At 68.9% G+C, this 22,764-nt stretch carries 19 protein-coding genes and 3 pseudogenes; 15 read left to right on the forward strand and 7 right to left on the reverse strand.

Translation table 11 applies throughout. From position 1 onward, the window contains the following. Positions 1-68: 68 nt before the first annotated feature. Positions 69-722 carry a TetR/AcrR family transcriptional regulator gene (locus ACIGJO_RS17925; RefSeq protein WP_399958931.1) on the reverse strand — a complete coding sequence of 218 codons (654 nt, stop codon included), beginning with the start codon at positions 720-722 and terminating at the stop codon, positions 69-71. A 154-nt stretch (positions 723-876) separates the two neighbouring features. On the opposite strand from ACIGJO_RS17925, the gene abc-f reads away from it, so the two are divergent. The 3 genes from abc-f to ACIGJO_RS17940 all read left to right on the forward strand — a co-directional run bounded on the left by abc-f (position 877) and on the right by ACIGJO_RS17940 (position 4,457). Next, positions 877-2,496: a ribosomal protection-like ABC-F family protein gene (gene abc-f, locus ACIGJO_RS17930; protein WP_399958933.1), complete on the forward strand. Its 1,620-nt coding sequence runs from the start codon at positions 877-879 to the stop codon at positions 2,494-2,496. Positions 2,497-2,544: 48 nt separating this feature from the next. Beyond that, complete coding sequence (locus tag ACIGJO_RS17935; protein ID WP_399958936.1) at positions 2,545-3,198, forward strand: CatB-related O-acetyltransferase; 654 nt, start codon at positions 2,545-2,547, stop codon at positions 3,196-3,198. An 89-nt stretch (positions 3,199-3,287) separates the two neighbouring features. Then, positions 3,288-4,457, forward strand: coding sequence for a macrolide family glycosyltransferase (locus ACIGJO_RS17940; RefSeq protein WP_164254423.1), 1,170 nt, complete (start codon positions 3,288-3,290; stop codon positions 4,455-4,457). A gap of 38 nt (positions 4,458-4,495) precedes the next feature. Here the strand turns inward: ACIGJO_RS17940 and ACIGJO_RS17945 are convergent, their stop codons facing one another. From ACIGJO_RS17945 to ACIGJO_RS17955, 3 genes are all read right to left on the reverse strand, one after another. Next, positions 4,496-7,516, reverse strand: a complete 3,021-nt coding sequence (locus tag ACIGJO_RS17945) for a Tn3 family transposase (protein WP_399958938.1) — start codon at positions 7,514-7,516, stop codon at positions 4,496-4,498. Between the two features lie 143 nt (positions 7,517-7,659). Further along, positions 7,660-7,842 (reverse strand): hypothetical protein, encoded by a 183-nt coding sequence (locus tag ACIGJO_RS17950; protein WP_399958940.1) that lies wholly within the window; start codon positions 7,840-7,842, stop codon positions 7,660-7,662. Positions 7,843-7,884: 42 nt separating this feature from the next. After that, positions 7,885-8,031, reverse strand: coding sequence for a hypothetical protein (locus tag ACIGJO_RS17955; protein ID WP_399958942.1), 147 nt, complete (start codon positions 8,029-8,031; stop codon positions 7,885-7,887). Between the two features lie 847 nt (positions 8,032-8,878). Between ACIGJO_RS17955 and ACIGJO_RS17960 the strand changes: the two genes are divergently transcribed. Continuing rightward, complete coding sequence (locus ACIGJO_RS17960) at positions 8,879-10,123, forward strand: IPT/TIG domain-containing protein (RefSeq protein WP_399958944.1); 1,245 nt, start codon at positions 8,879-8,881, stop codon at positions 10,121-10,123. Positions 10,124-10,748: 625 nt separating this feature from the next. Here ACIGJO_RS17960 and ACIGJO_RS17965 read toward each other — a convergent pair. Together ACIGJO_RS17965 and ACIGJO_RS17970 are read right to left on the reverse strand one after the other, a co-directional pair. After that, a pseudogene (locus tag ACIGJO_RS17965) lies at positions 10,749-11,562 on the reverse strand (SDR family oxidoreductase). An 88-nt stretch (positions 11,563-11,650) separates the two neighbouring features. Then, a pseudogene (locus ACIGJO_RS17970) lies at positions 11,651-12,127 on the reverse strand (recombinase family protein). A gap of 775 nt (positions 12,128-12,902) precedes the next feature. On the opposite strand from ACIGJO_RS17970, the gene ACIGJO_RS17975 reads away from it, so the two are divergent. The 7 genes from ACIGJO_RS17975 (at position 12,903) to ACIGJO_RS18005 (ending at position 17,628) form a co-directional block, all read left to right on the forward strand. Continuing rightward, entirely contained in the window at positions 12,903-13,061 is a 159-nt protein-coding gene (locus ACIGJO_RS17975; RefSeq protein ID WP_399958946.1) for a hypothetical protein, read from the forward strand. A gap of 130 nt (positions 13,062-13,191) precedes the next feature. Continuing rightward, positions 13,192-13,935, forward strand: a complete 744-nt coding sequence (locus ACIGJO_RS17980) for an IPT/TIG domain-containing protein (RefSeq protein ID WP_399958948.1) — start codon at positions 13,192-13,194, stop codon at positions 13,933-13,935. A gap of 177 nt (positions 13,936-14,112) precedes the next feature. Next, entirely contained in the window at positions 14,113-14,715 is a 603-nt protein-coding gene (locus tag ACIGJO_RS17985) for an IPT/TIG domain-containing protein (RefSeq protein WP_399958950.1), read from the forward strand. 200 nt (positions 14,716-14,915) lie between these two features. Then, positions 14,916-16,361 carry an IPT/TIG domain-containing protein gene (locus ACIGJO_RS17990; protein ID WP_399958952.1) on the forward strand — a complete coding sequence of 482 codons (1,446 nt, stop codon included), beginning with the start codon at positions 14,916-14,918 and terminating at the stop codon, positions 16,359-16,361. A 77-nt stretch (positions 16,362-16,438) separates the two neighbouring features. Continuing rightward, a complete protein-coding gene (locus tag ACIGJO_RS17995; RefSeq protein ID WP_399958954.1) occupies positions 16,439-16,771 on the forward strand; it encodes an IPT/TIG domain-containing protein in 333 nt (110 codons plus the stop codon). Further along, positions 16,735-17,205 (forward strand): IPT/TIG domain-containing protein, encoded by a 471-nt coding sequence (locus tag ACIGJO_RS18000; RefSeq protein WP_399959016.1) that lies wholly within the window; start codon positions 16,735-16,737, stop codon positions 17,203-17,205. The genes ACIGJO_RS17995 and ACIGJO_RS18000 overlap by 37 nt, the downstream gene beginning before the upstream one ends. Before the next feature lie 294 nt (positions 17,206-17,499). Further along, positions 17,500-17,628, forward strand: coding sequence for a hypothetical protein (locus ACIGJO_RS18005; protein ID WP_399958956.1), 129 nt, complete (start codon positions 17,500-17,502; stop codon positions 17,626-17,628). 186 nt (positions 17,629-17,814) lie between these two features. Here ACIGJO_RS18005 and ACIGJO_RS18010 read toward each other — a convergent pair whose 3' ends face one another. Further along, entirely contained in the window at positions 17,815-18,246 is a 432-nt protein-coding gene (locus ACIGJO_RS18010; RefSeq protein ID WP_177328312.1) for a hypothetical protein, read from the reverse strand. Positions 18,247-18,712: 466 nt separating this feature from the next. On the opposite strand from ACIGJO_RS18010, the pseudogene ACIGJO_RS18015 reads away from it, so the two are divergent. The 4 genes and pseudogenes from ACIGJO_RS18015 to ACIGJO_RS18030 form a co-directional block, all read left to right on the forward strand. After that, positions 18,713-18,982 (forward strand): annotated as a pseudogene (locus ACIGJO_RS18015) (hypothetical protein); the annotation flags it as partial. A gap of 237 nt (positions 18,983-19,219) precedes the next feature. Continuing rightward, positions 19,220-20,008, forward strand: a complete 789-nt coding sequence (locus ACIGJO_RS18020) for a DUF4158 domain-containing protein (protein ID WP_399958959.1) — start codon at positions 19,220-19,222, stop codon at positions 20,006-20,008. Then, positions 19,930-22,242 carry a Tn3 family transposase gene (locus ACIGJO_RS18025; protein ID WP_399958961.1) on the forward strand — a complete coding sequence of 771 codons (2,313 nt, stop codon included), beginning with the start codon at positions 19,930-19,932 and terminating at the stop codon, positions 22,240-22,242. The genes ACIGJO_RS18020 and ACIGJO_RS18025 overlap by 79 nt, the downstream gene beginning before the upstream one ends. Before the next feature lie 175 nt (positions 22,243-22,417). Next, on the forward strand, positions 22,418-22,759 hold the full coding sequence (locus tag ACIGJO_RS18030; RefSeq protein ID WP_399958963.1) for a hypothetical protein: 342 nt from the start codon (positions 22,418-22,420) through the stop codon (positions 22,757-22,759). The last annotated feature ends 5 nt before the right edge of the window (positions 22,760-22,764 follow it).

A 22,764-nucleotide genomic window follows, 5' to 3' on the forward strand; every position in this document is an offset into this window, starting at 1 on the left:
CCCGGCCTCCGGACTGCCCCGAGCCGCCGCACTGCCCGATCAGCGCTGCGGCCCGGGCAGGCCGACCGTCAGGATTCCTCGCCCTGCGCAGGGCGGGTGAACGCTCCGGCGGCGGCGGCCAGGGTTGCTGTGGTCGCGGCGTGAGCGGGCAACTGCGGATCAGGAGCGGTCCGCAGAAGTACTAGCTGGTGGTAGAGCGGTGCGGTGGCGGCGATCAGCAGACGCCGCGCGTCCGTGTGCGGCGGGAGTTCACCACGTTGGACGGCGCGCTCGACGAGGACCTCGCAGCGCGCGTACCGGTCCTCCCACAACTGCTGCTGGGCGTGGGCGGCTTGCGCGGAGCGGAACGAGGCGGCCATCAGGGCTTCGGGGATCGACGGTTGTGCGACCAAGGACTCCTGGATCTCGTCGTTGAGGGCTGTCAGATCGCCGTGCAGGGAACCGGTGTTCGGAGGCTGCCAGTCGTCCTCGCCGGCTGCGTCGAGGACGTCGGCGAGCAAGCCACCGACGTCCTGCCAGCGCCGGTAGACCGTGGCGCGGTGCACGCCAGCGCGGGCCGCGACGCCCTCCACCGTGAGCCCCTCGTAACCGTGTTCACCGAGTTCGGCGCGCACCGCGTCGAGTACTTGGGCACGGATGCGGGCGGTGCGGCCGCCCGGTCGGCGATCGGGCGGTGCGGTGGGGCGGGCACGTTCCGGCGGGTTGTCCGGTGGTTCTGTCATCGGGAATCCGGTTGCTCGGCGGGACTAGATCATGACAGCATCTTAAAGTGACAGTTGTCGCACTAGTGGAGTTGCCGATGCTCTTCCGAAGCGTTCTTCCTGCCTTGCGGTCCCAGGCGACCGTTTCGTCCCCGACAGCTTCGGAGTTGCTCGTATGTCCACACAGATCACCGCGCTCGCAGTCAGCAAGTCCTTCGACGGCAGGTCCGTTCTCGACTCGGTGAGCTGCTCGCTCGCGAAGGGTGAGTGCACCGGGATCGTCGGCGAGAACGGGTCCGGCAAGACCACCCTGCTGCGGCTGCTCGCCAAGCGGGAGCGCCCCGACCAGGGGGAGATCATCCTGCAGGCCGACGGTGGCGTCGGCTACCTCGCCCAGGACGGGGGCTTGCCAGCGGATGCGACGGCTCAGCAGGTCATCGATCGGGCACTGGGCGATCTTCGTGCGATCGAAGCGCGGATGCGCCGCCTGGAGGCAGCGATGGCCGACGGTGACGAGTCGGCGCTCGACGCGTACGGCGAGGCCGTCTCGGCCTTCGAGCTGCGCGGCGGCTACGACGCCGATGCCCGGCTGGAACGTGCCCTGCACGGCCTCGGCCTGAGGCAGGTGGGCCGTGACTCGACCATGGGCAGTCTCTCCGGCGGCGAACAGGTCCGGCTGCGTCTGGCGGCGGTGCTGGCAGCTGTCCCGGAGGCGCTGCTGCTGGACGAGCCGACCAACCATCTGGACGATGCCGCCCTGGTATGGCTGGAGGAGCACCTGTGCAGTCGGCGGGGCACCACAGTGGTTGTTTCGCACGATCGGGGCTTCCTCGAACACGTCGCTACAAGCCTGCTGGAGGTGGACGGGGACCGACGCAGCGTCGTCCGGTACGGCAACGGCTACGCCGGCTACCTCGCGGAGAAGGCGGCGGCGCGGCGGCGCTGGGCCCAGCACCACGACCGGTGGCGTGCCGAAGTCGACCGGGTGCGCGACTCGGCTTCGGGTACCGCCCGCCGGGTGGCCCCCGGCCGGGCGATGAAGGACGGCAACAAACTGGCCTACAACCAGGCCGGTGCCCGTGTGCAGCAGTCCCTGGCCAGCCGCGTCCGCAACGCCGAGGAACGGCTGCGCCGTCTGTTGGCCGACCCGGTCCCGGCCCCGCCGGAGCCTTTGAACTTCTCGCCTGTGCTGCGCGCCGGACAGCTGCAAGGCGCCGTGCTCGACGCCGTCGGGGTCGCTGTCGCCGGCAGACTCGACCCGATCGATCTGACAGTCCGGGCGGGCGAGCGCCTGCTGGTCACGGGCGAGAACGGCGCGGGCAAGAGCACCCTGCTGCGCGTCCTGGCCGGCGACCTGGCCCCCGGCCGCGGGCACGTCAACAGGCGCGGCCGGATCGGGTACCTCCCGCAGGACCCGGACCCCGGTTCGGCGGACGAGACCCTCCTGGCCGCCTACGCCCGTGGGCGGGCGGGGGAAGCCGACGACCACGCCGAACGGCTTCTGGCCCTCGGGCTGTTCGACCGGTCCCGGCTGGCGGTGCCGGTCACGCGGCTCTCCACCGGCCAGCGGCAGCGGCTCGCCCTGGCGCGGTTGGTCAGCCAGCCTGCGGACATTCTGCTGCTCGACGAGCCCACCAACCACCTGTCTCCAGCCCTTGCCGAGGAACTGGAGACCGCCTTGGCCGGTTTCGCCGGCACCGTCGTCCTCGTCAGCCACGACCGGTTGCTTCGGCGACGCTGGAGAGGAACCCACCTGGCTCTGCGCGCCGCCCGAGTGCCTGTGATCAGAGGCTGAGGTTCCTGTCCGACCCCTACGCCCGTTCCAGAGAGGAATCGACTCACGATGCCGACTGCTCCCGCCGACCCCACCGTCCTGCACCCGATGCCCGAACAGCAGCGGGTGGTGCTGCTCAAGCCGCTGGTGAAGTCGCCACTGATCGAAGTCGGCGAGTACTCCTACTACGACGACCCGAACGACCCTACTGCGTTCGAGACGCACAACGTCCTCTACCACTACGGCCCCGAGAGACTCGTCATCGGTAAATTCTGCGCGCTGGGCACCGGAACACGATTCATCATGAACGGCGCCAACCACCGTATGGACGGCCCCTCGACCTTCCCCTTCCCCACCATGGGCGGCTCCTGGGCCGACCACTTCGACCTGCTCACCAACCTGCCCAGCCGGGGCGACACCGTCGTCGGCAACGACGTCTGGTTCGGCCACAGCGCGACGGTCATGCCCGGCGTTCGGATCGGCCACGGCGCGATCATCGCCTCCGGCGCCGTGGTCACAGGCGACGTACCCGACTACGGCATTGTCGGCGGCAACCCTGCCCGACTCATCCGCACCCGCTACGACGCCGAGGACGTCGCCCGCCTCCTCGCCGTCGCCTGGTGGGACTGGCCCGCGGATCACATCACCGAGCACGTACGGACGATCATGTCGGGATCGGTCGCCGAGCTGGCGGCAGCCGCCCCGCGCACTCGTCATCCGTGACACCGACGGATGCACCTCGATCCCGCCCATGCCCACCCCGCACCCGAAACGAGTGATCGCCCGTGTCCCGTCGCCGTGCCCACATCGCGATGGTCGGCATCCCGGCCGTCAGCCACGTCCTGCCGAGCCTAGAGATCATTCGCGAGCTGGTGGCCCGCGGCCACCGGGTCACCTACGCCAACGACCCAGCCGTGGCGGACCGGATCGCGGACACCGGCGCCGAACTGGTGCCCTGCACCTCCGTGCTGCCGGTTGCCGACAACAACTGGCCCGACGACCCCATCGCCGCGGCGAACCTTTTCCTCGACGACGCCATCCAGGCACTCCCTCAGCTGCGCGCCGTCTACGACCACGCCCCGGCGGACCTGTACCTGTACGACATCGGCGCCTACGCCGCGCGCGCCCTCGCCGAAGGGCAGGGCCGGCCCCTCATGCAGTTGTCCCCGACGTTCGTAGCCTGGGACGGCTATGGAGAGGAGATCGCGGCGCACCTGTGGAAGTTGCCGGGTGCCGACGCGTACCGGGCGAGGTTCGCACACTGGCTCGCCGACTGCGGGGCGACCACCACGGACGTGGACGCCTTCTCCGGTCCTCCCGCACGGGCCCTGGCCCTGATCTCTCGGGCGATGCAGCCGTACGCCGACAAGGTCGACACCGACTCGGTGACCTTCGTCGGGCCCTGCTTCGACGCACGTGAGGACGCGGGCAGCTGGACACGGCCGGCGGACGCGGAGAACGTACTGTTGATCTCCCTGGGCTCGGCGTACACGCGCCAACCGGAGTTCTACCGCCAGTGCGTCGCGGCGTACGGAAACCTGCCCGGCTGGCACATCGTGCTCCAGATCGGCAAGTACACCAACCCGCACGAAATCGGCGACATCCCACCCAACGTCGAGGTGCATTCCTGGGTCCCGCAGAGGGCGATCCTGGAGCAGGCGGACGCCTTCGTCACCCACGCCGGAATGGGCGGCTGCGGCGAAGGACTCCTTGCGGGCGTCCCGATGATCGCCGTGCCGCAGGGCGCCGAACAGTTCGTGAACGCGGACCAGCTCGTGGAGCTGGGCATTGCTCGCCGCATCGACACCCCGGACGCTACTGCCAAGACACTGAGAGCGGCCCTGAACGAACTGGTCACCGACACGGAAGTCGCTCGCCGATCGGCACAGTTGCGCGCCGACGCCCGGGCCGAGGGCGGCACCCCGCGCGCCGCCAACCTCATTGAGAACATGCTGGCCATCGCTGACGGACCGGCGGGCTGACTGGCGTTGTAGCTGCAAGCAGGGGCCGACTGCTGTTTCTACAGCCCGGCTTCGGGGTCGTCCGTGTCCACGGTCCGCAGCGGCCGGTGGCCCCGGTCGTCGAGCTGGGCGAGTTCGCGCTCGTAGTCGACGGTGATCGAGCCGTAGTAGTTGACCACCGAGCTACGGGCCGGGGAAATGTGCGCCAGCACCTCGGAGTCCACCTCGCGGCCGGCAGTACGGAGTTCATCGACGGCCAGGCCCATGTACTCGGTGTGCCAGCAGACCACGCTGTTGGTCACGACGGTCAGGCACCACGCCTGCTCGTTCTGCTGCTCGGGCTGGCGCCGGGCGACCTTGCCCTCGCGGGCGTAGTGGAGCTGGCGGCGCAGGGCGTGCAGGGACTCGCCCTTGTTCAGCTGGCGGGCGATCTTGCGCCGGTAGCTCTCGTCCGACAGGTACTTCGCCGCGTAGATCGTTCTGCGGATCGCCCCGTACTCCTTCAACGCGGCGGCCAGCGCGTTCTGCCGGGAGGACGCGGACAGCTTGCCGACGATCAGGGATGCGGTGGCGTGCCCGTACTTCAGCGAGCCCGCCAGACGCAGCAGGTCGTCCCAGTGATCGGCGACCAGGTCCAGGTTGGCCTTCTTGGTCAGCAGCGGCCCGGCGGTCGGAAAGCGTTCCTCGTAGTCGGTCTTCGCGCCCATCCGGTACAGGGTGATCTTGCCCAGGTCTCGGATGCGGGGCGAGAGCTGCTTTCCGACCAGGTCGAAGAGCCCGAAGTTGACCAGGGTCACGCCGTGCGTATCGGTCGCGTGCTCGCTGATCGGCAGGTCGGTGGCGTTGCCCAGGATCTCGTCCAGCACGTAGTGGGCCTCGCGGTGCGTGGCCACGATGACCTTCGTGCCGAAGGTGGAGTGCTGGTCGGAGACGTGGGTGTAGGTGGAGATGCCCTCCGAGACGAAGTACTTGTTCAGATGCCGGGCGGTGATCGACTTGCCCCGGGTGGGGAAGCGCTGCCCGTCGGAGGACGACAGCGTGCCGGAGCCGAACATGGTCGTCATCGGCAGTCTGTGGTGGTAGTTGACCAGGACGATGTTCGCCTCGCGCAGCGTCTCTTCCCGGATGTACCACTCCGCGGTCCACGCCAGCACGTCGTACGGGATGCCGCAGGACGCGGCCATCCCGTGCAGTCCGAGGTTCGTGGAGAGCCCGATCAGGCAGGCGATCAGGTTCCTTTTGAGCTGTGGGGAACGGGCCTGTTTGCCGCCGGCGTGGGTGAAGCAGTCCAGGAACCCGGTGTGCCGGTCCATCTCCACCAGCAGCGAGGCGATCGGCACGTTCGGCAGCATCTTCTCCAGCTCGCCGTGCAGTTCCTCGGCCTCGGACGGGATGTCCTCCGCCGTCAGCGGGGAGATGACCAGCTCCCCGGTGCCGTTGAGCCGCACGGGCCCGTCACCGCGCTTGAGGACTCCCTCCAGGTCGGTGAGGGCCTCGTCCAGCTCGTCCATCACCAGCGGCAGGGCCTCGGAAAAGTCGGGGCTCTTGCCGACCAGGCGGCAGAACTCGGCCCGGTGCGTCTCCCACTGGGCGGGCTTGAACAGGTAGGCGGCCGGGTTGTCGTAGCGGCGCGAGCCCGGCACGTACACGTCCCCCGACCGCAGGCCGTCGCGCAGAGCGAGCAGCGTGCACAGCTCCCAGTAGTGCCGGTAGGCGGTCACGTCGCCCTTCGCCGCGGCCTCGTCGAGGTAGCCCTGCCACCGGGTCGGCACGAACAGCGTGGGGGCGTCCTCGGGGACGTTGCGGGCGCCGGTGGCGTTCAGCTCCCGCAGGATGCCCAGGGCCTCGATCAGCGGCTTCGCCTCGGTGCCTCCCTTGAACCGCACCGTCTCCAGGACCTTCGGGGCGAACTGCCGGATGTAGGTGTAGGAGCCGTCCAGCAGCGCCAGGTGCCCGTGGTCGCGCGGCAGCCGCACGGTGGCCCCGGCGTGCGCGGCCCGCAGTCGGCTCATGCCGATCTTCCCGCGCAGCAGCGTCCCGACCTCCTCGTCCGGGATACCCGTGTCCGCAAGGACGGGCAGGATCTCGTCCAGGAGGGCAAGCCGGTCCTCCGACAGCTTGGCCCGCTCGGCGAGCACCTCGCGCAGCTTGATCTTCGCCCGCGACTCCGAGCCCGACAGGGTCTGGTCGAAGAGCTGCACCACCGAGTCCAGGACATCGACCGCGGACTGCGCCAGCAGCGTGAGCAGGATCGGGTGACGCCGGTTGGGCTCGCGCCGCACCAGGGCCTGCGCCGTCAGACGGCGGCCGATCTGGGCCAGGTAACGGCGGCGTTCGGCGGGCAGCGCGGAAAGATCCAGTACGTCGGCGCCCAGTCCCCGCAGGAACGTCAGCTTCTCGACCTCGCCCTTCACGCTTGTCGGCGACCCCTGCACCGGTCCCGTCACCATCCAGTGCAGCCGCGTCGAGCCCAACGTCGGCTCGACCACCAGCAACCCGTCCAGCCCCCGCACCTGCTCGCCGGTGAGCAGGTGGGCCACCCGGCCGTGGGTCTCCTCCTCCGCGGCCTGGCGCGCGGTGGCGACCTTCTCCAGGAGTGAGACCACACCCGGCCGGATCACCTTCGCCGAGCGCAGGTACTCACACCCCAGCCGGAACAGCAGGCTCGGGGAGTCGTGTTCCATCGCGCGGGCCAGCAGGAACTCGTCCAGCTCCTTGAACTCGATCGCTTTCGCGGGCTTCCACGACAGGTACTCGGCAATCTCCCGCAAGTGATCCGTACGCGTCTGCTCGCGCTCCCCGTAACCCGCCAAGTCGGCGACGGCGACCCGGAGCTGCCTTGCCAGACGCCCCACCGCCGCAGTCGGCGCGGAGGGGACGTCGTCGGGAACGAACCCCAGCCAGGGCAGAGTCGAGAGCTGGACGGCGGCGCCGAGTACGTTCTGGGCCCGGCGGAACTTGCCGAGGAACGCCTGATCGGCCGAGGTGAGCGTGAAGTAGCGGATCAGGTCGTCCTTGCCGATCGCCGGGAAGGACCGTAACCCCTCCAGCTCCTCATCAGAAAACACCCGCGTGGCCATCGGCCCCTCCCGCCCCATTCGATCAGCACAGTCGGGCACCACCGATACCCGGCCAGGCGGCGCGGGCAGACGAAAACCCCCGAACTGGCCGCGCCAGGGCGGGGGTTGCTCTACCCTCCTGCACTCGTGACGCAGGCCAATTCCTAATCGCACAGGTTCGCCATGGTCGGATCGGCCTTGATCCGCTTCGAGCTCCGCACCGCGCCGAGCACCGCGGCCGGCAGCTCATCCGGCCACTCCTCGGGCTCGACCATCATCTGCCGGCCGACGGTGAGCACGGACATCAGCAGCCCCTTGGCGACCTGCTGCTGAAGCGCCTCGCGCATCCCGCCCTCGCGCGGCGTAATGCCCGCGGCCTCCCGCACCGCCTACTCGCAGTCCCTGCCCAGGTACGGGTGCGCCGGAGCGGACAGCGTCATCATCAGGATCAGCGCCTCGTGCGCGAGCCTGTCGCAGATCCGGTTCCACGTCTCCCGGTCGTAGCGGCCCTTCGATCGCGAGGGTGCCCCCTCCATCAACTTCTCCACCTCGGGGCGACCTCGCCCAGGAGCTTCTGGAGCTGCTCGTCTTTCAGGTCGTTCAGCGGCGGCTCGTCAGCACTCAGCATGGCCGCAACGCTACCGACCCGCCCACGGCCACTGCGCCGTTTCACCGAGATCAGCCCTGATCAGGGGCCGTCGTACGGCTTAGCGTTGTTCTTTCGGCGAGAACTACTGGGACCCCCTGGACGTGGAACCGCCCGAGGGGCAGGCCATGGGCCGGCTGCGGATGGCCGCGTGACCGCCTTCGGGACGTACGGCCTCTCTACCAGTGCATCTGCGGCCGCGGACGGCTTCAGCACATCTCGCACGGTGTCGGGGTGCCGGTAGGAGTCGCGTCACCACCCGCAAATGCGCGTTTCGCAGTGCCGAACCCGGTCACGACTAACCGCCCCTTGCGGCTGGTGACGCGACTCCTACCGGCACCCGAAGGCCCGCGAACCCGCTGCAGCAAAACCGGTGTTACGCCCGGGGTGTCCGCCTGTCCCTGGCGCACGACTGACGTGGCTTCTCCCACCATCGGATGCGCAGGCGGCATGGAGCGGGTGGACCGGTGGCGCACCCCGGCGCGTGGTGATTCCGTCCGGCTCATCTTGTGATTGTTCTACTCGCTACTTGTGCCTGGGCGGGGGTATACGCACTCCTTCCTCCGGCTTCGCGGGTTCGGTTCAATCAGTCGAGGCCAGATGTCGCCTACTCCAACTGTTCTTTCCGTCCGCCCCGACAGTCTCATTTTCCTGCCCATGGGGTGACGGGGCCTCTCCGTGCAGGACATCCGGCGCGTGCGCGGAATTCACCCGCCGCGAAGAAAGAGGGTAATGGCATGTCAGTACTTATTGCTGAAGTCGTCCCGGATTCGGGACCGGATTCAGGCGGCAACACCGTTACGATCAGCGGCTGCGGGCTGGCTGACGTCGCTGCTGTCAGCTTCGGTGATGTTGCGGCGACGAGCTTCACCGTGGACTCCGATAATGCGGTCACGGTTGTGGCACCGGCGGGGACCGGAAGCGTTCCGGTGACCGTCACGGCGGGCACTGGCGCCAGTGACAGCGTCGTCTACACCTACATCGGGTCGTCGACAGCAGCGCCGGTTGTTACGGCGATTGCTCCGCAGGCGGGGGATCCGGCCGGGGGCAGCGACATCATCGCTGTCGGTTCCGGGTTCACCGGTGCCACCGCAGTCTCCTTCGGCGACGTTCCCGCGGCCGGCTTCACCGTGGCCTCGGACACCATCATCGCGGCCACCACCCCGCCCGGGGCCGGGAGCGTCCCGGTGACCGTCACCACCGACAGCGGCACCAGCAACCCGGTCACCTACATGTACAGCACCTCCCTGCCGCCCGCCCTGGTATCTGCCGCACCCAAGAACGCCCGCCCCGGCCGCACCATCGTCATCTTCGGCTGCAAGGTCAACCGCGCCACCACCGTCCGTTTCGGACAGACCCCCGCAACCAGCTTCGAGGTCCTCTCCGACAACGTCATCCTCGCCGTCGCCCCACCCGGAAAGGGAACCGTACCCATCACCGTCACCACCCCCAGCGGCACCAGCAACCGCATCCCCTTCACCTACGTCACCGCGCCGGTTGTTACGGCGATTGCTCCGCAGGCGGGGGATCCGGCCGGGGGCAGCGACATCATCGCTGTCGGTTCCGGGTTCACCGGTGCCACCGCAGTCTCCTTCGGCGACGTTCCCGCGGCCGGCTTCACCGTGGCCTCGGACACCATCATCGCGGCCACCACCCCGCCCGGGGCCGGGAGCGTCCCGGTGACCGTCACCACCGACAGCGGCACCAGCAACCCGGTCACCTACATGTACAGCACCTCCCTGCCGCCCGCCCTGGTATCTGCCGCACCCAAGAACGCCCGCCCCGGCCGCACCATCGTCATTTTCGGCTGCAAGGTCAACCGCGCCACCACCGTCCGTTTCGGACAGACCCCCGCAACCAGCTTCGAGGTCCTCTCCGACAACGTCATCCTCGCCGTCGCCCCACCCGGAAAGGGAACCGTACCCATCACCGTCACCACCCCCAGCGGCACCAGCAACCGCATCCCCTTCACCTACACCTGACAGTGAGGATGCACACGGCACCGCTTGGCATCCGACGCTCCGGCCGCCCTTGGGCTGAAGCATCGGCCTTCCGGGCGGGGCCGCCGGACGGCGCGGAGACTGTCCGCGCCCTGTGTGGTGGTTCGCCGCTCGACCATCAAGTCCCGCACTCAAACCATCAACCGGATCCGCACCCTGATCGTCACAGGACCGAGCGAGGCCCGCGAGCGGCTACGCGAGCCAGCCACTGCCGACGGCATCAGGCATCCGGTCCGCTCCCGACTCGGCACGACCATCAGCGACCCAGCCTGCGCGGTCCGGATCGCCCACCGGCTACCAGGCCCTCGCCGAGGAGGTCATCGATGCCGGCACCGAGCTGAAACCGCTCGTCGCCCAAGCGGTTCCCGAACTGGTGTGGTATCGCCCTGCATGGACACCGAGACCGCTGCCCAACTCCTCATCACCGCGGGCGACAACCTTGACCGGCTCATGTTCGAAGCGTCCGTCGCGCGCCTGCGCGCGGCAGTCTCGCTCCCCGTTCCTGTGTTCGCCGCCTTCCGCTGGAGGGCGGCATCCCAATGGCACCCTCGAGGCCTCATGTGGCAGGTGCATGATGAGCAGTACATCGAAAGTTTCCCTGTACGAGTCAGCGCTCGCGCGCCAGGAAGTCGCGGGCGCCGCGCAGCGTGGTACGCAATGTGCGTTGCGTTCGTGTGCTGTCCAGGCGGACGTCCAGCGCCCCTGGTGAGCCGGTGTCGACACGGCGGCCAGCGGTCAGGGCGGAAGGGTCCAATCCATCGCGGTGGGCGATCAGGACACCGAGCTCATGACGGTTGACTGCGTCTTTTCCCGCGAGGTGGCAGACGCCTGCGTGGCTGGAGGTGGCCAGCGGCGAGGTCGGCGACATGAACGGGACACCGGATGTCATCGGTGAACAGCACTCCCTCTCGCCGCCTGGAGGCCAGCTCATGGATGAACAGCTCGTGCACGGAGTGACCGTCGCCGATGATCAGCGAGGTGCGGGCGATGACGGCGGACGGGGCCAGCAGGCGAATCGCAGTCTCGGCCGCAGCCTTCGTGGCGCCGTACGGGGTGATGGGATCCGGCAGAGCGGTTTCGTCGTAGCGGACGTCGGCGCCGGAGAAGACGGCGTCGCTAGACATATGGACCAGGCGGGCTCCGCGCCGCGTGGCGGCCATCGCACGGCGGACCGCGCCGTCGGCCGTGGTTGCCCAGTCGGCCTTGCGATACGCCGCATTGATCACAACGTCCGGCTGGGTCTCCTCGACGGCCGGTGCAATTTCCTCGCCTCGGCGTAGGTCCATGGGAAGTCACCGGATCCTGGGAATGTCGCTGACGCGGGTCGCGAAGGTCGCCGTCACGGCGTGCCCGGCCTGCGCTGCCTGCAGGGCCAGCTCGCGGCCGAGGAAGCCGCTGCCGCCGACGATCAGGACGTGCATGGGCAGCCACGATAGGGCCCCAGCGGTCGGCTACGTCATTCGGCTGCCGGGTTGGCTGAAGCGCTCGGCCACAACATGGGATGCGCACCTACCCCATCGCGTCGCTCTTCAGTAACGATCGGCCCATCTTGACGGACCTCGAAAGTCTTACGCGGCCAGGTCGAAGACAGTGTCCTTGACCTGGCAGGTCACAGCCCTGCTTGATCGGCGAGCTTGAGATAACGGCGAGCACGGACAGCATCCCGAACATGGCCCGGCCCTCCATGGTGGAGGTGTCGATGCCTTGCTCGATGACGTGCAGGTCGATGCCGCGCTCGCGCAGGTCCGCGCCGAGGGTCGCCAAGTGGAGGATGGAGCGGGAGAGCCGGTCGAGTCAGGTGACCTTCAACGTGTCGCCTTCGCGCAGCAACTGGAGGACGAGGTCGAGCTTTGGGCGGGACGCCTTCGCGCCGCTCGCCCTGTCGACGTGGATGCTGTCGCGGTCGACGCCGGCCCGCAGCAGGGCGTCGATCTGATGATCGGGGTTCTGGTCGGCGGTCGAGATCCGGGCGTAGCCGATGAGCATGTGTCGGAATCCACCATGCGGACCGTTCACCGACGTTGATTCCCGACGCGGGTTGTCGACACTGTCCACCTGCAGGTTCTCGATCACGGGCCCGAGTGTCGGTAAACGGTCGTTTGCCGACACTTGAGCTGGCGATCACGGCGCGGCGGCTGGCGAGGCAAGGGTGAGGGGAAACAGGCGAGGCCCGCTGTAGCCGCGCCTTGGCTGGATTCCGCGGAGGGTCAGCCTGCCGATACCGCTGGGACTCCAGTGGGAGGGATTCCTGTTGGCAATGGGCCCAGTTCGGGGTGCCCGCCGGGTGGGTGGGACGGTTGTGCGCGCAGTGGTACGTGACCCGCCTCGACCGTCGCGCGCTGCGCCATTCGGGTGACGTTCTGTCATGGCTCTTGTCGGGGGGTTCACTCCGGTGGGCTACTGGTGATGTTCAATCCGGTGGGCCGCCCATCCTCTCCGGGAGAGTGGCAGCCCGTCTGCCGCCGATCAGGCCGAGAGTTCTGAAGGGCGGCGTCACCGGGGTGCTGCCTGGGGGCTCTCCTGGCACAAGACGCGTATTCCCGAGCTGGTGCTGTTTGTTGGTGCCACAGCGTGGGGTGGCTCGCGCAACCTCCTTCAGGGCTTTAGGGGGCGTCATGCCAATCGTCCGCATCCTGCCATCCGTTGTCGCCGTCTTGGCCCTGGCCACGGGTCGGGGGGCGGTATCGCGAACCTGGGTGGCACGGTCTCCCTGGTCTCCAGCTCCGTCGCCGGTGGCGGGATCTACACGGACAACGGCGCGGTGGCCCTGACCGCGAGCTTCGTGACCGGCAACACCGCCACCACCAGCGGTGGCGGCATCAACGTCAACTCCGCCGGGGTGACGACGCTGGCCAGCACGGTCAGCGGCAACACCCCCGACAACTGCGCCCCGTCAGGCAGAGCCGTCGGCTGCACCTGACGGTCCGGCCAGGGCCCGGCCGGATGCTCCACGAGGCAAACCCGTCACCGATCGCGGCAGGACAGCCGCCCGGTGCGGTTCGCCACTCCCACGCACACACCATCCAACACACCATCCAAGGAGTACCACCATGCCTATCTCACCCAACCAGGGATCCACCGGAGGCGGTACCACCGTCACCATCACCGGGACCAACCTCGGCGGCGCCACCGCCGTGAAGTTCGGGTCCAAGCTGGCCACCATCACCGCCAACACGGCGACCTCGGTCACCGTCACCTCACCGTCCGGGACGGGCACAGTCGGCGTGACCGTGACCACTCCGGGCGGCACCAGCAACCCGCTGTCGTTCTTCTACGTCGGCGCGCCGTTCAAGTCCAGCCTCAGCCCGGACTCCGGTGCCACCGCCGGCACCAACACGGTCACCATCAACGGCACCGGTCTGTCCACCGCCACCGCCGTGCACTTCGGAGCCGCCACCGCGACCCCGACCGTGGTCAACGACAGCCAGCTGACCGTCACCGTCCCCGCGGGCACCGCGGCCGGTCCGGTCGGTGTCAGCGTCACCACCGCGGGCGGCACCAACAACGGCCTGTCCTACACCTACGTCGACGGTCCCACCCTCGGCACCCCGTCTCCCGCCGCCGGTCCGGCATCCGGCGGCACCGCGGTGACCATCCCCGGCACCAACCTCACCACCACCCAGTCGGTCACCTTCGCCGGTGTACCGGCACCCTTCGGCGTCATCGACGACACCACCATCTCCGCGGTCACGCCCCCCGGAGCAGCAGGCGCCGTCGACATCACCGTCACCACCACCGCCGGCAGCTCCACCAGCACCGGCGGCTTCACCTACATCGCCGGCCCCGGCATCTGATCCAGCCCCGGGCCGCCCAGGCCCGGGGTACTGGACCGGGACCCCGGACCGCCGGCCCAGGCGGCGCTGACTCCTCTGTCTGGGCCGGCTCCACCCGTACCCGCCCCAACCAGTTCCGGCCTGACCGCTGTCCCACGGTCAGGCCGGAGCTCTAGTCGTCCGCCAAGGAGCACGTTCGTGAACCGTCCCGCACACCCACCGGCCCCGGCCGGCGCACAGCCCCAGGCTGCGGCCAAACCCACCGTCACCTCCGTCTCTCCCGCTTCGGGATCCGCGAGCGGCGGTACCTGCGTCACAGTGACCGGCACCGGATTCACCGGCGCCACCGCAGTACGGTTCGGTGCAACCGCGGCACCCTCGTTCACGGCTGTCTCCGGCACCCAGATCACGGCCACCACCCCCCTAGGCACAGGCACGGTGCAGGTCACCGTCACCACCCCGGCGGGACCAGCATCTCCGGCACTGTGTACTTCTACGCCGACACGCCGGTCCTCACCTGCGTCAGCCCCGGTGCGGGCTCCCTCGCCGGGGGCAACACGTCACGCTGACCGAGGCCCCCTCATAGAGGCAACAGCGGTGCACTTCGGGACCACCACCGCCAGTGCCTTCACACCCGTCTCCGACAGCCAACTCACCGTTGTCGCCCCGCTCGCGCCCGCAGGACCGGTTCAAGTCACCGTCCACCCCCGTCGGCACCAGCCTTGCACCCACCTACATCCGCGTCCCCACCCGCCACCTTCCTCCACACGGCCAGCACCGTTCTTGTACGCCGCCCGGTAAACGCGCCCCACAGGGCGTGATGGACCCGTGTCACCCGCGGGCAGCCCAGCGGCCACCCGGTTGACGCGATGTTCACCGCCCCGGTCGCCCGTGCCGCCCCACGCCCGGATGACCGGCACCGCTATCGACGACGCCGGTATCAGGCCGGGCCTGGGGCGACCGGCCGCGTGAAGGGCGACCGTACTGCAAAGGAGCACCACATGAACACTGAATCCACGGCGCAACGAGTGAGCCGGCTGGCCGGCGGCCCGATGTCCTTCGACGAGCAGGTCGCAATGGCACCACTGGCGCCGGTCACGGTCCCGGTGGGGACGGCCCCGGTGGACGTGGTCATGACCCCGAGCGGCCAGAGTGCGTATGTCACCAATTTCGCCTCCAGCAGCGTGTCGGTGATCAGCACGGCCACCAAGGCGGTGACCGCCACGATCCCCGTCGGTCTCGGCCCTTGGGGCGCTGCGGCCAGTCCGGACGGGCAGCGCGTCTACGTCGCGAACTCCGGCGCCGGCTCGGTCAGCGTGATCGGCACCGCCACCAACACCGTCACGGACACCCTGCCGGACTTCCCCAACCCGATCGGGGTCGTGGTCCTTTCCGACAACAGCCGCGTGTACGTCTCCTGCCAGGGGGCGAACGCGGTCCACGTCGTCGACACCGCCACCCTCGGCACCGCCGCGATCATCAACGTCGGCACCGGGCCCCGGGCCGTGACGGCCACCCCCGGTGGACAGCGCGTCTACGTCAGCGAGGAGGGCTCGAACGCGATCAGCGTGATCGACACAGCCACCGACACCGTCATCGGCCGGATCACCGGCTTCCTCTTCCCCCGCAAAGCAGCCGTCACCCCTGACGGGCAACGCCTGTACGTCCCCGACTACGGCGGCAACACCGTGGATGTCGTCGACCTGGCGACCCTGACGGTCATCGCCTCCATCCCCGGCTTCGCCCTGCCCTTCGCCGCCACGGTCACGCCGGACGGCCTGCTCGCCTACGTCAGTAGCCACGGGGACGGCACGGTGCGGGCGATCAGCACGGCCACCAACACCGTCGTCAGCACCTACAGCGGCCTGAGCTTGCCCTACGTGGTCGCGGTCGCACCGAATGACCGGAGGCTCTACGTCGCCAACAACGGCAGCTCCACCGTCAGCATCCTGCCCGGGGTCGCCGGCCTGTTCCCCAACCAGGGGCCCACCGGCGGCGGAACACCGGTGACCATCATCGGCACCCACCTGACAGGGGCCACCGCGGTGCACTTCGGCACCCGGCCGGCGACGAATGTGGTGGTCGTCAACGACAACGAGATCACCGCAGTCTCCCCTTCCGGCCAAGGCGTGGCCGCGGTCACCGTCACCACACCGGGCGGCACCAGCAACCCGGTCCCCTTCTACTACATCCAGCCACCCCGCATCTACACCCTCACCCCGGCCTCCGGATCGGTCACGGGAGGCACCGTCGTCACCGTGACGGGCCTGAACCTGTTCACCACCACCAAGGTGACCTTCGGCCCCACCGCCGTCACCCCGACCGTGCTCTCCGACAGCCAGCTCACCGCCGCCGCCCCGCCCCACATCGCCGGCACGGTCCCCGTGGTCGTCACCACCCGCGGTGGCGTCGCCGATGATGCCACCTTCACCTACACCACCCCCTGACCCGGCCCACGACCCCGTCCCAGACCCATCTCTCACGACAAGGAGCACCCGCTCTCTCACGACAAGGAGCACCCGCCATGCCCATCTCCCCGAACCAGGGTTCCATCGCCGGCAGCACCGTGGTGACCATCACCGGCACGAACCTCGCCGGGACCACAGCCGTGCGCTTCGGCACCAGGCCGGCCACCGCCGTCACCAATGTCTCCCCCACCCAGATCACCGCCCTGTCCCCCTCAGGAACAGGCGAGGTCGCGGTGGCCGTGACCACCCCCGGCGGCACCAGCAACCCAACGCCGTACTTCTACATCGCCCCGGCCCTCCTCACACCGTCAGCCCGGCATCGGGACAGTTCATCGGCGGGAACTCCGTCACCATCACCGGCCTCAACCTGTCCACCACCACCGCGGTGACCTTCGGCGCCAACACGGGCACGATCACCGCTGCCGACGACTCCGCACTCACCGTCACCGTGCCCACCGCGAGCGGTGTCGGCACCGTGCCGATCACCGTGTCCACGGCCGGCGGCACCGCCGACGGCATCACCTACACCTACCTCGCCAACCCCGAGTTGACGGCCCTCGCACCCGCTTCAGGGCCCACATCGGGCGGCAACCTGGTCACCCTCACCGGCATCCACCTGGCATCGACCGAGGAGGTCGTCTTCGGCCCCGACGCCGTACACGTAGGCGGCCAGAACGCCTCGTTCACCGTCATCTCCGACACCGAGATCGCGGCTGTCGCACCCCCCGAAACCGCAGGCCCCGCCGACGTGATCGTCAAATCCCCCGGCGGCCGGTCCAGCCTGCTCGTCGGCTACACCTACCTGGCCGGCCCCACTACCTGACCCCCGGCCCCGAACACCCACACAGAGGGCCGGACTTGGAGTCGGCGACACGCACGTCGACGACACCCGAAATCGGAGTGTCGCCGTAGCCAGTCGGAGCGGACCGAACCAGCCCGTTGCGAACGGCGGCGCGGTCCGGACGGTCCAACAGGAACTGCTCCAGCTCAACGAACCGGAGACCTGAGCAGTCGTCCACAGCGCCAAGATTACGCTGCTATCCCTTCCGGCCCTTTCTCGGATGACTCCCGGTCTCGCACTCCTCGACGGCTACGGCACGTTTCCGACGTATTCCGGTTGCCCTCCCTCCTCGCCCGCTGCCAGCCGCTCGACGGCGGCCAGAGCGCCCCGGTCGTCCCGGCCCAGCGCAAAGCCCGCCGCGAGTACGCGAACCGCGTCAACGCTCTCACGGGCGACACCCCGTAGCGAGCCGCCCGGCCTCCAAGATCACCCCGTGGCGGGTTTCTGGTGTATCTGGGCCATGCCCCATACCGTCCCAGAAGCGGCGGTGGATGTCGTCCCTGCCTGGCCGCGTGGCGGGCCAGGACCAACAGGCGGGACAGAGGGCGGGAGCCCTGTTCATGGTTCCCGCCCTCTGGCATTCCTGGCAGGTCAGACGGCGATCGGGTCAGCCTCCGACGTGCAGTCAGATCCGATGATGGCAACTGTCGGGAACCTGCCGTCGCCGTACAGGACGGGGACGGAGACCGATTGAGTGCAGTACTCCTGGAGCGGGGAGATCCCTGCGCCGCGCAGGATGACCGGACCGGAGCCGAGGTAGGCGTTGGTGCCGCCGTCGATGAGGGTCCTCTCACCACGGCAGGTGATTCCGACAGCCTTGGGTACGCCCGGCAGCCCGGACTTCCTCGCGAGCTGCTGCACAGCGTCATAGAACGCTTCATTGCCGGGCGGTACGTGGGCGAGGTCGACGGCCTGGCTGCACCGGAGGGCGGGCGTACTGTCGGGGGCGGCGCTGGCCGCAGGGGCGAGCGCGAGGCCCGCTGCGAGGGCGAGAGGGACGGCGAGCAGGGCTGTTTTCTTCATGCGCGTGGATGTCCTTTCCGACGGGTGTGTGTAATGCGGCGTTTCTTTCACGGGCGAGATGGCCCTGTTCTCCCGAAGCTACGACGAAGTGACAAGTAGCTCTCTGTAATCAGAGTGACGCTCGGTCAGGGAAAGCGAGGTGAGGTCCGGGAGGGCGGCTCAGTCGACCTCGTCACGGCTCGGCGCGAAGAACAGATGCAACTCATGCGCGGCGACCAGCCGCTTGAACCGCGTATCCGCGGTCCTCTTGATCGAGGTCACAACCCACCCCGCCCCAGAAGAAACCCAACATCACCACCAACGACACCGAGCCGAACAGGTGACGGGACAAGGCGCTCAACAACTCAAGATCATCCCGGTGACCTCCTCGTCGCTCCGGGAGGGCCGCCCCGACCTCACCCATGCCCTGGCGACCAGACGATTCAAAGGTTTTTGCAAGGTTTCCCGTAGCCAGGTGCCGCGGCGGCGGGAGGTGTTCGCGAAGAACTCCTCCAAGTGGGGCGACCCGCGGGCGAAGCTTCTGGACGGGGAGGCGTGGGAGCAGGCCAAGCCGACCGTGCTGGCGTCGCTCGCGCTGCCCGCGGAGGCGGGCGAGCACCCGGCGGCGCGGGCAGCGTTGCTGGACGGCACCTACCGTGAGGTGGCCGGGCGGGTGCCGGCGAACTCCCAGATCGTGTTCGACGACGACGGACGGCTGCACTTCGCCGCCCTGGAGCCGGAGCGGGGTCCCCGTAGTAATCGCCGCAAAAACAACGGATATGGCTGCAACGGCTTCTGAGCTGCCGTGACGTGTCCGGTGACCTCGCCCCGGCGGTCGGCACCCGCCGTCGGCCGCTCGGATCCGCCGACGGCGGGGATCAGTAGCCCCTGTGCACCGTGTCTTGGGAGGGGGTGGGTCGTTCACCATGCAATGCGGTAAGCCGCCGATACGACGGGATGGCCCGCACGCGAGTGGTTGTGATGGGGGTTCTCGGTGGCGACCCGTGTGTTCGCGGATGATGAGCTGGCGCGGATGCGCGGGTTTCCGGAGATCAACAAGGAAGAGCTGATCCGGTTCTTCACGCTGACGCCGACGGACGTGGGGTTCATCGATCCGGGCCACGGCCGTAGTCCGAAGGACCGGCTGGGGCTGGCGGTCCAGCTGTGCACGCTGCCGTGGCTCGGGTTTGTCCCGGACGACGTAGCCTCGGCACCCCCGGCGGCGGTCGCCAGGCTCTCCGAACATCTACAGATTTCTGTGGGCGAGCTGCGGCTCTACGGCGAGCGGAAGCAGACCCGTACCGGGCACCTGCGTGAGGTGACCCGGTACCTGAACTGGAAGTCCGCGAAGACGCTGGAGCTGAAGGAGCTGGACGAGTTCCTGCTCGCTCGCGCGATGGAACACGATTCCCCGTCGCTGTTGTTCCGTCTGGCCTGTGAGCACCTGGCGTCCTCGCGGGTGGTGCGGCCCGGGGTGGTGAAGCTGCTGGAGCGGGTGGCCACGGCGAGGGCGGAGGCCGGGCGGGAGACGTACCAGCGGGTGCGGCATCTGCTGACGCCGAAGCTGATGGGTGAGCTCGATGGGCTGCTGGCCGTGGACTCGGCGATCGGGACGACGCGGCTGAACTGGCTGTCCAAGGGTGCAACCGGGGACTCGGCGAACGCGGTGAAGGCCGAGCTGGACAAGCTGGGCTTTCGCGCGGCATGGACGCCCACACCCTCGACCTGGCAAGTCTGCCCGCGGAGCGGCGCCGGTTCCTGGCGGTGGTCGGGCGTCGGCTGACCGCTCAGTCGCTGGACCGGCGCGAGCCGCAGCGCCGTCATCCGATCCTTTTGACGGTGCTCTCGCAGTCCGCCGCCGATGTGCTGGACGAGGTCATCAGCCTGTTCGACCAGGCCGTCTCCGCTCGGGAGTTCCGGGCGCGCATCAAGATGCGGGACGAGCTGGCGGCCCGCGCGGCTGCCGGGGAGGGACGTCAGGCGCTGCTGGACGAGATCCTGCCGGTCCTGGTCGACGCCGGGATCGAGGACGAGGTGGTCGGCGCGCTGCTGCGGAACACCATCGGCATGGACCGGCTGCGGGCCGCGCTCGCCCAGGCCACCGGCAGGCTGCCGCGCGACAACGGGCATCTGGCCATGCTGGACAACTCCTACTCCTACCTGCGGCAGTTCACCCCGGACGTGCTGAAGGCGATCAGCTTCACCGGCGGCACCGGGGTCGAGGCCCTCATGGAGGCCGTGGCGATCCTGAAGAAGCTGAACGCGGACGGGGCCCGGAAGGTCCCCGACCATGCACCGACGGACTTCGTGCCCGCCAAGTGGGCCGGTTACCTGGAGCAGGCGACGCGGGACCGGGATGTCACGGCGTACCGGCACTTCTGGGAACTGACGGTGCTGCTGAGCCTGCGGGACGGGCTGCGCAGCGGGGACGTATACGTGCCGTCCTCGCGCCGGTACGCCGACCCCGCCTCGTACCTGTTCACGGCCGCGCAGTGGGAGGGGCAGCGGGAGCAGTTCTGCCAGCTGGTCGGCAAGCCGACCGACGCCCGCCTCGCGCTTCACGGGTGTAAGGAGGAGCTGGCGGCCGCGGTGGGCGACCTGGAGAAGGTGCTGGGCAACCGGAAGGCGGGCACCGGTGAGGTGCGGCTGTCGCCGGAGGGGGAGCTGATCATCCCGCCGCTGTCGGCGGAGGACATCCCGGCCGAGGCCGCCGAGCTGAAGGAAGAGCTCTCGGAGTTGCTGCCGCTGGCCCCGATCGCCTCGCTGCTGGTCGAACTCGACCGCCGTACCGGCTTTCTGGACTGCCTCACCCACGCCGGCGGCAAGCAGACCCGCTCGCCGGAGCTCAAGCGCAACCTGCTGGCGGTCCTGATTGCGAACGCGACGAATCTGGGCCTGGTCCGGATGGCGGAGGCGTGCGGGATCTCTTACGACATCCTGGCCTGGACCCAGGAGTGGTACATCCGCGAGGAGACCCTGGCCGCGGCGAACGCCGCGATCGTCAACTACCACCACCGCCTCCCGCTGACCCAGGCCTTCGGTGGCGGCACGCTGACCTCCTCGGACGGGCAGCGGTTCCCGGTGAAGGGCAAGTCGACGACCGCCCGGGCGATGAAGAAATACTTCGCCGGCCGAGGCCTGTCGACGTACACGCACGTCTCCGACCAGCACACGACGTTCGGCACGAAGGTCATCGTGGTCACGCGCCGGGAGGCGCACTACGTGCTGGACGAGATCATGGGCAACAAGACCGACCTGCCCATCACCGAGCATGCCACCGACACGCACGGCGTCACCCTGGTCAACTTCGCACTGTTCGACCTGGTGGGCATGCAGCTCTCACCGCGCATCCGGGACCTGGGGAAGATCACTCTGTACCGGATGGACCCGCAGCGCGACGTCAACAACGCCTGGCCGGTGGCGGGACCGCTGCTCACCCAGAAGATCAATATGGGGTTGATCGAGGAAAACTGGGACGATCTGCTGCGGCTGGCCGGGTCGATCAAGTTCGGGCACGCCACCGCCTCACTGATCGTGGGCAAGCTGTCCGCCTCCTCCCGTCAGAACACCCTCGCCGCGGCGCTGAAGGAGTACGGGGCGCTGCGACGCACCATCTACGCCGCCCGCTATCTGGCAGACGAGACCTACCGAAGGAAGATCGCCCGGCAGCTCAACAAGGGCGAGTCCCTGCACTCGCTTCGCCGCAGCCTGCTGTACGCGCACGAGGGCGCGATCCGGCACCGCCACCTGGCCGCGCAGACCGAACAGGCCTGGTGCCTGACGCTGCTGACCAACGCGGTGGTGACCTGGACGACGGAGTACTACGGCCTGGCCATCGCGCAGATGCGCGCCGAGGGCCGGGCGGTCGACGACGAGCTCCTCGCTCACATCTCCCCGGCCCACAGCGAGAACGTGAACTTCTTCGGCACGATCAACGTGGAAGTCGACACCGAGCTCGCCAAGCTCGACCCGGCCGGTTACCGGCCGTTGCGGCCCCGCCGCCCGGAAAACGCCTGACGCTATCCAGCGGTGACGTCTGCCGTCCGCGAGGGAGGCTCACCGGAACCGGTGGCCGCGGGTATGCGTTCTTGCTATTGCTAGCAGTGAGGCCTCACGTGACGCTGTGGGCTGACGGTCTGTCGGGGATGGACGGGGAGGGGTGAACGTGTCGCGAGGTTGGAAGATCACGGTCATGGTGGTTGCGGCGGTCGGTGTCGTGTCGACACCGTTGCTCTGGCTGCTGGACAACCCTGATACCGGTCAGCTGGTCGGCGCCTCGGTGCAGGCCGCCACCGGCATCGCCGCCCTGGTCTGGGCGCTACTGCAACGGCCGCCCGCCCCGGCCCCGGTTCCGGGACCGGCGGACCTGGCTGTCAACACCGGGAACGCTGACGGAACTGACGGCGGCACGGCTCACACCGGTGTGCGGCGCCCCGGCGGCGCGGGAACCGGGTCGGCGAAGGCAGAACGAACCGGGGATGCCACCGCGCAGGGTCCCGGCAGCAGTGCCGGCACCGGCATCGACTACAGCTGACTACC

Origin of the sequence: Streptomyces sp. NPDC079020, assembly GCF_044542225.1 — a bacterium.
Lineage (GTDB): Bacteria > Actinomycetota > Actinomycetes > Streptomycetales > Streptomycetaceae > Streptomyces.

Excerpts from the sequence above, each read along its gene's own strand:
- ACIGJO_RS17925 (WP_399958931.1), bottom strand. The coding sequence starts at position 722 with ATGACAGAACCACCGGACAACCCGCCGGAACGTGCCCGCCCCACCGCA.
- abc-f (WP_399958933.1), top strand. The coding sequence starts at position 877 with ATGTCCACACAGATCACCGCGCTCGCAGTCAGCAAGTCCTTCGACGGC.
- ACIGJO_RS17935 (WP_399958936.1), top strand. The coding sequence starts at position 2,545 with ATGCCGACTGCTCCCGCCGACCCCACCGTCCTGCACCCGATGCCCGAA.
- ACIGJO_RS17940 (WP_164254423.1), top strand. The coding sequence starts at position 3,288 with ATGGTCGGCATCCCGGCCGTCAGCCACGTCCTGCCGAGCCTAGAGATC.
- ACIGJO_RS17945 (WP_399958938.1), bottom strand. The coding sequence starts at position 7,516 with ATGGCCACGCGGGTGTTTTCTGATGAGGAGCTGGAGGGGTTACGGTCC.
- ACIGJO_RS17950 (WP_399958940.1), bottom strand. The coding sequence starts at position 7,842 with ATGCGCGAGGCGCTTCAGCAGCAGGTCGCCAAGGGGCTGCTGATGTCC.
- ACIGJO_RS17955 (WP_399958942.1), bottom strand. The coding sequence starts at position 8,031 with ATGGAGGGGGCACCCTCGCGATCGAAGGGCCGCTACGACCGGGAGACG.
- ACIGJO_RS17960 (WP_399958944.1), top strand. The coding sequence starts at position 8,879 with ATGTCAGTACTTATTGCTGAAGTCGTCCCGGATTCGGGACCGGATTCA.
- ACIGJO_RS17980 (WP_399958948.1), top strand. The coding sequence starts at position 13,192 with ATGCCTATCTCACCCAACCAGGGATCCACCGGAGGCGGTACCACCGTC.
- ACIGJO_RS17990 (WP_399958952.1), top strand. The coding sequence starts at position 14,916 with ATGAACACTGAATCCACGGCGCAACGAGTGAGCCGGCTGGCCGGCGGC.
- ACIGJO_RS17995 (WP_399958954.1), top strand. The coding sequence starts at position 16,439 with ATGCCCATCTCCCCGAACCAGGGTTCCATCGCCGGCAGCACCGTGGTG.
- ACIGJO_RS18010 (WP_177328312.1), bottom strand. The coding sequence starts at position 18,246 with ATGAAGAAAACAGCCCTGCTCGCCGTCCCTCTCGCCCTCGCAGCGGGC.
- ACIGJO_RS18025 (WP_399958961.1), top strand. The coding sequence starts at position 19,930 with ATGGACGCCCACACCCTCGACCTGGCAAGTCTGCCCGCGGAGCGGCGC.
- ACIGJO_RS18030 (WP_399958963.1), top strand. The coding sequence starts at position 22,418 with ATGGTGGTTGCGGCGGTCGGTGTCGTGTCGACACCGTTGCTCTGGCTG.